Below are 9,759 nucleotides of genomic sequence, written 5' to 3'. Positions count from 1 at the left end.
ACCCATCCCCCAGCAACTTCATCTGAACTAGCCTTTATCTGGTCTTTTGTCGCTACGAAAGCCAGGAGGCGACCCGTGAGCACACGGCGGCGCGCACTGCTCGGTCCCACGGCGATGGCGACGGCCGCCGTTCTCGCCTTGGCGGGGTGCGGCGGCGATACGGACCCCACCGGTTCCGGGCCGCCCTCCAGTTCCGCGGTGCTGCCCAACCAGGTCGCGGGTGTGCCGATCCCGGACGGACGGATCGACGACGCGGTGGGCGAGCTGGACCAACTGGCCGAAGGGCTGCTCGCCTCCTCCGGCATACCCGGCATGGCGGTGGCCGTGGTGCACGCCGGGAAGGTCGTGTACAGCAAGGGCTTCGGCGTCCGCAGTGTCATCACCAAGGAGAAGGTCGACACGGATACGGTCTTCCAGTTGGCGTCGGTGTCCAAACCGATCGGAGCTACGGTCGTCGCTCGACGGATCGCCGCCGGAGGCGTCGAATGGGACACTCCGGTGCGCAGGCTGCTGCCGTCCTTCGCGCTCGCCGATCCCTACGTCACCGAACACGTCACCGTCGGCGACTTGTACGCCCACCGCTCCGGCCTGCCCGATCACGCGGGCGACCTGCTGGAGGACCTCGGCTACGACCGGCAGCAGATACTCGACCGGCTCCGGCTGTTGCCGCTGGGAGCCTTCCGCGACTCCTACGAGTACACCAATTTCGGCCTGACCGCGGCCGCCGTCGCCGTGGCCACCGCGGCGGGGACCGACTGGGAGACGTTGTCCCAGCGGACGATCTACGGCCCGCTCGGCATGAAATCGACCAGCTCCCGCTACGCCGACTTCGTCTCCCGCCCGAACCGGGCCGAGGGGCACGTGCTCGTCGACGGGAAGTACGAGGTGGCGAATCCGCAGCGGCAGCCGGACGCGCAGTCCCCGGCGGGCGGGGTCAGTTCCTCGGTGGCCGACCTGACCACATGGATGTCGATGGTGCTCGCGGACGGCTCCGCAGGTGGCTCGGTCCTGGTGCCGACGGAGGACCTGCTGCCCGCGGTCTCCCCGCAAGCCATGTCGGCGCCGCCGAAAACGCCCGACGCGCGCGCCGGGTTCTACGGGTTCGGTTTCAACGTGAACGATTCCGCCTCGGGCCGGGTCGTACTCGGTCACTCCGGCGCGTTCGGACTCGGTGCGGGTACCGCGTTCACCCTGATCCCCTCGGCGGACGTCGGCATCGTGACACTGACCAACGCGGCGCCGATCGGCGTCCCCGAAACGCTCAACGCGGAGTTCGCCGACCTGGTCCAGTTCGGCAAGATCCAGCAGGACTGGCGCGCGCTCTACCGCACGGCGTTCGCGCCGCTGGGCGCGCCCGCGGGCGCACTGGCCGGTGACCAGCCGCCTGCCGATCCGGCCCCCGCACGCCCCACGGCGTCGTATGCGGGCACATACGACAACGCCTACTACGGCCCGGCGATCGTCAGCGCCGTCGGCGACTCCTTGACGCTCAGTCTCGGCCCGCACAATATGACCTTCCCCTTGAAACATTGGGACGGCGATACGTTCGTCTTCACTCCTTCCGGCGAGAACGCCAATCATGGTTCGGTCTCACAGGCCACCTTCGAGGGCGACAAGCTCACACTCGAGTACTACGACACCGAACACCTCGGCGTTTTCACCCGGAGATGACCCTCGCCTGCGCACCGGCCACGATGCGCGGATGCGGCGGGCGGATCGCAGCCGCTCGCCGCGACTGTTCCCGGGGGTTTGCCGGGGAGAGTTGCGGGAAGTCGCTCAGTGCGAGAGAGGAGGCGGCGATGACCGAACCGAACGAAACCTACGACCCGCCCCAGGACACGGGCGCACCCGACTCGGTCGAAACCGATCCGGCGGCCCTGAGCAGCGCCGAGGACCTCGACGAGGACCGGCTGCGTACCGACCCGCTCGAGGCCGGAATGGACCCGCCGGAGCACTGGACCGGTGCCACGAAGTACGGCGTGACGGCGTGGGAGCAGGCTCATCCCCGGCCGATCGGAGACCGGCTCGCCGAAGAGGAGCCCGACGTCGACCCGAACCGCGCCCCGGCGCCCGCGGAATCCCGGGCCGAGAAACTCGAGGACATCACCTGCGACAGCGACGGGATACCGGTCGACCACCGCTACGAAGAGGAGATCGGCGTCGCGGCCGACATCGCAGGTGGTTCGGTGGCCGACGAGATCCGGCGACCGGCTCCGCCCGAGTGAGCTGATCGGCCGCTCCGGCTCGTCACCCTGCCTGGCGATCGCGCGGATCGAGCGCGACCGCCACTCGGGTGACGAGCCGGAGGCGGGCGGAGTTCACTCCGGAAGCCAGACCAAGCAGAAGGTGTGTCCTACCGGATCGGCATATACCCGGAACGCGCCGTCGGTTTCGGCTTGGACGAGAGTCGCGCCCAAAGCGAGTGCGGCGGGCTCGGCTTGCGTTATGTCGTCCACCAGCACGTCGAAATGGACCTGCTGGGACGCCTCGGGGTCGGGGAATCGCGGCGGTTTGTATTGCGGCGCTGTTTGAAACGCGATACGCCTACCGGAGGTCTCGACCAGCACCACCCAATTGTCGTCGTCGTCCTCGAGCAGGTCTCCGCCGAGCAGCTCGCGGTAGAACCTGGCGAGTTTGCGCGGTTCGGGGCAGTCCAGCACCACGCTGCGCAACTGCCCGACACTATTGTTCGTTGCCATACTCCGACCTCCTGACATACGCCATTCGTCGTTGCCTACCCGCGCGGCTCGGAGGCAAACCGTCCGGCACATCCGTTGCACCGCAGAGGTTTCGGGTGTGACGAAGGCTCCGACCCTGAGCACCGCCGGACGCGAAATCATCTGCGCGGGGCGGGAAAGCCGGGACGACGGACCGAACCGCGTTGCGACCCCGGGCAGACGGTGCGGAGGCTGGAATACAACGGCCCGCCCGACGTCGGATTACGCCGGGCGGGCCGCTTCCCCGTTCGCCGTGCGGCGCCGCCACGTCGCACAGCATGATCATGGTAGGCGCCCGCGCAGACAGTTTCCGGCAGCCACGCCGTACCGGCGATCACCCTGATGGTGGCCGCCCTTCGATGGCGCCCACGGATCGCTGGGTGGCCGCTATGCGATGGTCACCGGTGCGGACTTGGGGAAGACGACGGGCAAAGTCATCAGCGCGCGATGGAACGGACCCGGCCGCCATTGCAGTTCGTTCGCCGGTTTCGCCAACTGGATTTCCGGCAGGGCGTCGAGCAACTGGTCGATGGCGTTCTGCACCGTCATGTACGCGACGGACTTCGCCGGACAGGCATGCGGGCCCGCACTCCATGCCAGATGGGAGCGGTTGCCGATCCGGCTGCCGCCGGGCTCGTCGGTACCGCGGATCTGCGGATCGTTGTTGCAGCCCGCGAGACTGATGACGACCGGCTGGTCGGCGGGCAGCCAGACACCGTCGACCATGATCGGCTGCCGCGGATACGTCGTGCAGAAATTCGCCATCGGCGGGTCGTTGAACAGGACTTCGTCGAGCGCGTCGGTCGTGGACAGATTCCGCCCCAGGACATCGCCGAACCGGAACCTGTCGTCGGTGATCATCAGCAGCAAGGCGTTCGTGATCAGATTGCGCTGCGCTTCGAAGCCCGCGCCGTAGAAGCTCATCAGCTGGGCGAAGATCTCGACGTCGTCGAGGTCGGTCGAATGATGCGCCAGGCGCGAGGTGACGTCGTCGCCGGGCTGCTGGCGCTTGAGCCGGATCAGCTGCATCAGCGCCTCTTTGACCATCCTCATGCCCTCCGGACCGCGGACCGTGTCGAACCGCGCGGCCATACCGGTCGCGACCCGCTCGCCGATCTCGGCCGGGCAGCCGACCATCTGGTTGAGGACCTCGAGGACGAGCGGAAACGCGTACTGCGTCACCAGATCGGCGGACCCGGTCGCACAGAACGCGTTGATCAGCGGGATAGCGATCCGTTCGACCATGGAAGGCACGTCGAACAAATCGATCCCGTCGATGGCGTCGACGGAGGCGCCGCGATAGCGATCGTGCGCGAGTCCGGTGTTGTACCGGGCGGCCGGATACCACTCCATCATCGGACGGACGGGAGAGTCCTCGGGGATGGTCTTCTGCCACGTTCGCGGATCAGCCGGGAAGTGGTCGGGGTCACTGAGGATTCGCACCGCGGTCTGGTAGCCGATCACGAGGGTCGCCGGGACACCGGGCGCCAGCTCGATCGGTACCAGCGAGCCGTACTGGTGTCGCATCTCGCGGTAGGCGCGATGCGGGTCGGCGACGAACTCCTTCGTGTACAGCAGAACTCGTAGGACGTCCGCGTCGGCAGGAGATCCGTGCTGGACGGGGCACGCTCCGGATCCAGTGGCGTGTGGCGCGGACATCGGGGACTGTGGTGTGGTCAAGGATGTGACTCCATGTGCTGGAACAGGATCGGCGAGTACGGGTGGGTGAGCGGGTGCACGTGCCTTCCGAGTCCTGTCGTCCAGAGCTCGGCGCCCCGCTTACGCTAGCAACATAGCAACGCTCCGGTCGTCGCGCAGACGTAGGCGGCATCGCCCTCGGCGCGAGAGCGCCGACCGGACAACGTAATTCGCCCTACGGCGTTTCGTCGTCGGCGCAGCCTACGGTTCGCGACCGGCGCCGGCTACCGAGACCGTGGTCGCGACCGCCCGCCGCGCGTCCTCCACGCTACAGCGACCGAGTCCGCAAGCGGTGGCGACACCATATGCCTCCCGACCGGCCGCTTCTTCGAAGAGAGCGAGCGCGGCGGCACTGCCTTCGCCGGAGTCCGGAGAAACGACACCGGCGATCGCTCGCCAGCCCGGATCGAGCTTGCGCAACGGTGCGTAGAACCGCGGGTCCAGCGGGGCGGGCTCGGCACCGTACGCGCAGGGAATATGCACCGGAGGCAGGGGCGTCCCCTGCTTGTTCAGCAGCTGTGCGGTGCGGCCGAGCAACCGCACAGCCGGGGCGAGACTGCGTGGGGTCAGCAGGCTCTTGTGCTGGTAGTCGCCGTAACACAGGTGCACGATGACCTCGGCCCCGATCTCGTGCATCCGCCCGAGAAATCCGGCGAGCTGCCGTGCGACGAGCGGGCCGAGCGCCCATTGCGACCACAGTTGCTCGGCTTTGACCATACTCAGCAGCGCGAGGGGCGACTCCAGCTGCCAGACGACGCGGTCACCGTGCCGGTCGATGACCTCGGTCACCTCCTGCACCACCGCTTCGGTGAACACCGGTAGCTGCCGGATCGCGTCCACCACGAGCCCGGAGCGGCGCAGAGCGGGCCCGACGGGAAGCCCGCCCGAGACCGCGGCGCCCGCGAACACGAACATCGCGAGATCGAGCGGATTGGGCTGACTGATCTGCACTTTCGCCTTCGCCAGCTCCGGCCGCCCGCTCCGGAGCGACTCGAACGCGTCCACGACCCCGCCGATTCGCTCGACCCGGCCCATCGATACATGCCGCGGTTGCAACGTACGCCCGGCCCGCAGGCCGTAGCTGGGGAAATCGCCGTAGTCGGCATAGTCACCTGCCCGGACGACCTCGAAGACGTCGGTATGGTGCTTTCGTGTGCGGAGGTAGTCGAGAATCCAGTCGGGGTCGAGATCGCACGGCACGGCGGTGACCGGCCATCCCTCGCTGTGGTCGGTGAACCACTGCATCACGGCGCGATCGCCCGTCGTCAGTTCCGCGGGCAGGGTGCCGACAAAGTGCGCGTATCTGGTCATATGTGGCTCTTCTGTTGTCCGGGTGCGGGTTTCGCGCCCCAAGGCAGTCCCATCTACGCCGGTGTCAGCCGGGCACGGTGTACAACGGCCCGCTTCGATCCGGCACCCTTGATGTTGCCACGCTATCGAAGAGCGGAGGGAAGATCCGGACGAACCGGTCACCCATCACCCACCGGCCCACCGCGTTCGAGGTGGACCCACCCGGGGCACGCGACCGGCCGGCAAGGGAGCGGGCGGAGCGGGAGGTCGCTCGACCAGCGGTATGGGCCACCGCAGATCGATCAGGGTCGCGGTGGGCAGTCTCCGTTCCCGCTTCATGATCGGCCCGAGTTCCGGCGCTCCGATCGATACCGTCACGGTGCAGTCGCCGGGACCGAGCGCCACCAGCGTGCCGTTGCGGACCGTCGTGGTCAGCGGCTCGAGCAGCATCCCGACGCAGATCTCCACCGCGAACTCACCGACCGGGTTCCCGTCGACGGTGACGTCGAGCGACGGCCGGTAGGTCTGGGTGATCTCGTGTTCGAACAGGGTGACGTGCTCGACTCCACCCGAGCGGGTGCGTATCGCCGCTCTGCGCAACCGGTCGTAGCGGCGCCAGCCCCCGACGGCGACACTGCCGAGGTCGACCTCGAGCAGCCCGTGGATCGCCTCCGCCACCTCCCGCAGCGCCGCCGACCGCAGTATCGCGGCGGCGCCCGGCACTCGGCGCAGGGCCAGGTGTTCGACACCCCTTTCCCGCAGGCACTCGGCCAGCTCCCCCACACCGGCATCGTGCGCGGCGTTGCGGAACAGCACTGCCCGGGCCCTGATCGACGCTGGACTTGTCATCCGTGCACCTCCTCGACGTGCAGCCACGGCTCGCCCGCGCGCAACCGAACCCGGACGGCGGGAGCGCGGACGACCTGGCGAATGTGGATCGATGGGGCGGTGTCCGCGACTACCTGGACGCCGACCTGCGGTGGACGCGGATCACCGTCGTGCGGGGGCGACGCCCCGTCCCGGCTCTTGCGCCGGGCGCGCACCAGGAGCAGCGCAGCTCCCAGAGCGAGCAGGAACCCGCCCAGGCCGAGCAGGTCACCGGCATCGGAGTCCTGGCGAGCATCGGGTGGTTGTGTCGTGGGCGGACGCCCACCGGTCGGCTCGGTGGTCGTGGGGTCCTCGGCCGTGGTCGTGACGACCGGCGCGGGACCTATCTCGACGGATGTCGTCGCGGGCGCTACCGGAGGCGCACTGGAGTTCGGCGGCTGTGCGGTGGTCTGGATCGGTGGCGGCGTGGTCGTGCGGACGGGTGTCGTCGAGACAGGCACTTCCGTCGTCGTAGAAGTAGACGTTGTTGTAGTCGTCGTTGTAAGTGCAGACGTAGTAGTAGTAGTAGTAGTCGAGACCTTCTGTGGCTCGGTAGGCGGCACCTCCGATTCCGACGTCGCAACCGGCGGAATAGGGACGGTGCCAACCGGCTCCGTTGCCGCGATCGGTACCGACACGGCGCCGAGCAGTCCCGCTACGGCCGCCGCGACAAGCAATGTTCGCGAATCGTTTCTCATGATCACCTCCTCCGGGACCTGCGTTTCCCGGGGGTCCGATCGAGTGTGCGCCGCACTGCGCCCCTCGGACGCGAGTAGCTAACTACTCGTTTCAGCCGTCGTCACACTTGGCACCACCCTGGCGATCGCCGCTGCGGCGGGTATCGCACGCCGCGCGATACCTCCCATTGGAGCAGCTCAGATGCATCTTTACGGTCGCAGCGCCGCGCGGAGGCCCAACCGTCCCGCAGCACCGCCGTCGACCCACCCATCTCCGCTATCCGCGCATATAGCAATCTTCAGGCATCCAAGAACATCTCTTGTGATCGTCCGAGCGCCCGGAGCCGCGGCACTTCTGTCATCCGATGGAGTGACCGGTCCGCAGCGGACACCCCCGAGCTCCGCCTGCCGGGTCGCCCTGTCCGCCGCAGCACAATCCGAAATTTCGCCACGTGCAGGCGGATTCGCCGTCTACTATCGGTGTCGTCCAGTCGGCTTGCCGTCCAGGACGATTCACCAGCGCCTGGTTCGCACAGGCGCGCGTCGCGTATTGATTTGCTGTGCACCACTGATCAGATCCGAACAACGCAGGCTGTCGACGGCACCGTCGTCGATCGTCTCGGTATTCATCTCGGGGGTGAGGACCACGCATGACCAACGCAATGCCCGTCCCGACAGCGCCGGCGTACCAGGGACCGCATACCTATTCCAGGCGACTACCGAGCCGGCACCGCGGTAGCCAGGACGAATTCCACCGAGGTGGCGTCGTGGCCCGCTGATCTGGGTCGGTCGCGCGGCGGCGCACACGTCGACGGGATGCGCCGTGTTCCGGGCAGCCGTTCCGGATCCGGCGCTGTCGGTGAAATCCGAACCGCTACAGCGCGAAACGAAGATCGAAGAACTGATCGACCTGGGATGGCGCGCCGAGTGCCCCGCCCGGCAAACACCCGTAGTGCGACACGCTCTGCGGTCTTGTCGCCGCGGCCGTGATCGCGAGAGTCATCCGGACAGAACGGAGTCCCCGCATGGCGTTGGAATTTCTCGTGCCTGCCGTGACCGCGCTCGTCGCGGTAGTCGTCTTCGTGGCCGGGGACCGCCTACATCCGAAGACGTGGCGGCAGACCGACGACGACACCGTCGGCGCGTTGGTGCTGAACTTGATCAACACGATCTTCATGGCGGTGGTCGCCTTCATCGTGGTGATCGCCTGGCAGCAGTACGACAACGCGCGCAATCACACCATCGCCGAGGCCAAGGCGCTGATCGATACCTACTGGGCGGCGCACGGCATGCCGGAGCCCGACCATGCGCGGATCCAAGGACTGGTACGCGCCTACACCGAGCAGGTCCTCGACGAGGAATGGGCCGTCATGGCCGAGCACAGCCGACTCAGCCAATCCACCCAGGACACCCTCGACACGCTGCGTGACGCGGTGGCCGCGGTGAACGCGGCGGACCCGGAGGTCGAAACGCTCCGGACCAACGCGCTGACCAGCCTGGACGCGGTGGCCCAGGCGCGCGCCGACCGTGCGCTGGATGCCGGTTACCGTGTTCCCGGCTTCCTCTACCTGGCCATGTGGATCTGCACGGTCCTGCTGCTGTTGAGCGTGGTGCTCTCCGGCGTCCAGGTCACCAAACGCAGTGTCGTGACGACCGCGCTGCTCGGCGCCATCGTCGGTGTGGTGATCCGAGCGATCTACAACCTCGACGAACCGTTCTCCGGCGGGAACCTGGTGCCGAAGGACGCCTTCGAACTCGCGCTTTCCCGCTACCAGCACACGACGTGACCCTTCCCGGCCCAGTTTCGACAACGACGAGGCGACTGCCCATGCGATGCAACCGAGGCGCAACTCGAACACGCAGGTTGACCCGAGGATTCGCCACCGCGCTGCTTCCCCTGACCATAGCCACGCTGGCGGCCCGACCTCTGGAAGCATCCGCGGAGGCGCCGCCATGGCTGCCGCTCGGCGACCTCGCCACCGGGAGTTCGGGTGCCGGCGCAGCGGGAACCTTTCCGGATAGTGGTTCGAGCCTCGGCCCGAATGTCCCGTCCGGCAGCGGCGTCGATCCCGCCGCCGAGGGTGGGACCCTGTCCCTCGGCCCGATCCGAATCCCCTCCGGCAGCGCCGATCCCGGTTATCGGCCCACCGGCAGCGGCCCTCGTGCCGCCGGTGATGAGGAACTCGACCGTGGCGCGCCTCGCGCGGCGAGTGAGGCACCGGGCTCGAACGTCGTCGCGGATGGGTCGGGCGAGCCACCGAAGCTCGACACGGGGAGCGTCCAGACAGCGTGCACCGGCAGCGCCGCGACGGGAAGCGCCCTGCTGCTGCTCGGGCTGGCGACCGGTAGCGGCTTCGGCTCCCTCGTGCCGGGCCTCATCGGCCCCGGATCGAGCGGATCGGGCCTCGGCAGCGCCGCCGTGGGCAGCGCCGCCACCGGCAGCGCGGTGCTGACCTGCTTACTCCTGCTTGCCCCCGCACCGCCGGCCGTGCCGATGAGTCCCCTTCAGC

Annotated in this window: 9 protein-coding genes; 4 read left to right on the top strand and 5 right to left on the bottom strand. The window is 68.0% G+C overall.

All coding sequences use genetic code 11. The annotated features are described in order from the left end of the window. Positions 1-114 precede the first annotated feature (114 nt). Together HOV91_RS37345 and HOV91_RS37340 are read left to right on the top strand one after the other, a co-directional pair. On the top strand, positions 115-1,671 hold the full coding sequence (locus tag HOV91_RS37345; protein WP_174189923.1) for a serine hydrolase: 1,557 nt from the start codon (positions 115-117) through the stop codon (positions 1,669-1,671). A 128-nt stretch (positions 1,672-1,799) separates the two neighbouring features. Then, positions 1,800-2,225 carry a hypothetical protein gene (locus tag HOV91_RS37340; RefSeq protein ID WP_174189921.1) on the top strand — a complete coding sequence of 142 codons (426 nt, stop codon included), beginning with the start codon at positions 1,800-1,802 and terminating at the stop codon, positions 2,223-2,225. 93 nt (positions 2,226-2,318) lie between these two features. Here HOV91_RS37340 and HOV91_RS37335 read toward each other — a convergent pair whose 3' ends face one another. The 5 genes from HOV91_RS37335 to HOV91_RS39630 all read right to left on the bottom strand — a co-directional run bounded on the left by HOV91_RS37335 (position 2,319) and on the right by HOV91_RS39630 (position 7,033). Continuing rightward, the gene (locus tag HOV91_RS37335) at positions 2,319-2,699 is read right to left on the bottom strand and encodes a VOC family protein (RefSeq protein WP_174189920.1); all 381 of its coding nucleotides are present in this window, start codon (positions 2,697-2,699) and stop codon (positions 2,319-2,321) included. Positions 2,700-3,104: 405 nt separating this feature from the next. Continuing rightward, positions 3,105-4,376, bottom strand: a complete 1,272-nt coding sequence (locus HOV91_RS37330; protein ID WP_174189922.1) for a cytochrome P450 family protein — start codon at positions 4,374-4,376, stop codon at positions 3,105-3,107. Positions 4,377-4,616: 240 nt separating this feature from the next. Beyond that, positions 4,617-5,726 carry a hypothetical protein gene (locus HOV91_RS37325; RefSeq protein ID WP_174189919.1) on the bottom strand — a complete coding sequence of 370 codons (1,110 nt, stop codon included), beginning with the start codon at positions 5,724-5,726 and terminating at the stop codon, positions 4,617-4,619. Between the two features lie 165 nt (positions 5,727-5,891). Further along, positions 5,892-6,554 carry a hypothetical protein gene (locus HOV91_RS37320; RefSeq protein ID WP_174189918.1) on the bottom strand — a complete coding sequence of 221 codons (663 nt, stop codon included), beginning with the start codon at positions 6,552-6,554 and terminating at the stop codon, positions 5,892-5,894. Next, positions 6,551-7,033 (bottom strand): hypothetical protein, encoded by a 483-nt coding sequence (locus HOV91_RS39630; RefSeq protein ID WP_217441560.1) that lies wholly within the window; start codon positions 7,031-7,033, stop codon positions 6,551-6,553. Before HOV91_RS39630 ends, HOV91_RS37320 begins: the two co-directional genes overlap by 4 nt. A gap of 1,241 nt (positions 7,034-8,274) precedes the next feature. Between HOV91_RS39630 and HOV91_RS37310 the strand changes: the two genes are divergently transcribed. Then, the gene (locus HOV91_RS37310) at positions 8,275-9,036 is read left to right on the top strand and encodes a bestrophin-like domain (protein ID WP_174189917.1); all 762 of its coding nucleotides are present in this window, start codon (positions 8,275-8,277) and stop codon (positions 9,034-9,036) included. 77 nt (positions 9,037-9,113) lie between these two features. Further along, positions 9,114-9,759, top strand: a 646-nt coding sequence (locus HOV91_RS37305; RefSeq protein WP_438822726.1) for a hypothetical protein, incomplete at its 3' end; no start/stop codon positions are given.

It is taken from the genome of Nocardia barduliensis, from assembly GCF_013315795.1.
In the GTDB taxonomy this organism is placed as follows: domain Bacteria; phylum Actinomycetota; class Actinomycetes; order Mycobacteriales; family Mycobacteriaceae; genus Nocardia; species Nocardia barduliensis.
This window is presented reverse-complemented; position numbering and strand designations above follow the sequence as displayed.

Excerpts from the sequence above, each read along its gene's own strand:
- HOV91_RS37320 (WP_174189918.1), bottom strand. The coding sequence starts at position 6,554 with ATGACAAGTCCAGCGTCGATCAGGGCCCGGGCAGTGCTGTTCCGCAAC.
- HOV91_RS37325 (WP_174189919.1), bottom strand. The coding sequence starts at position 5,726 with ATGACCAGATACGCGCACTTTGTCGGCACCCTGCCCGCGGAACTGACG.
- HOV91_RS37330 (WP_174189922.1), bottom strand. The coding sequence starts at position 4,376 with ATGTCCGCGCCACACGCCACTGGATCCGGAGCGTGCCCCGTCCAGCAC.
- HOV91_RS37345 (WP_174189923.1), top strand. The coding sequence starts at position 115 with ATGGCGACGGCCGCCGTTCTCGCCTTGGCGGGGTGCGGCGGCGATACG.
- HOV91_RS37340 (WP_174189921.1), top strand. The coding sequence starts at position 1,800 with ATGACCGAACCGAACGAAACCTACGACCCGCCCCAGGACACGGGCGCA.
- HOV91_RS37335 (WP_174189920.1), bottom strand. The coding sequence starts at position 2,699 with ATGGCAACGAACAATAGTGTCGGGCAGTTGCGCAGCGTGGTGCTGGAC.
- HOV91_RS37310 (WP_174189917.1), top strand. The coding sequence starts at position 8,275 with ATGGCGTTGGAATTTCTCGTGCCTGCCGTGACCGCGCTCGTCGCGGTA.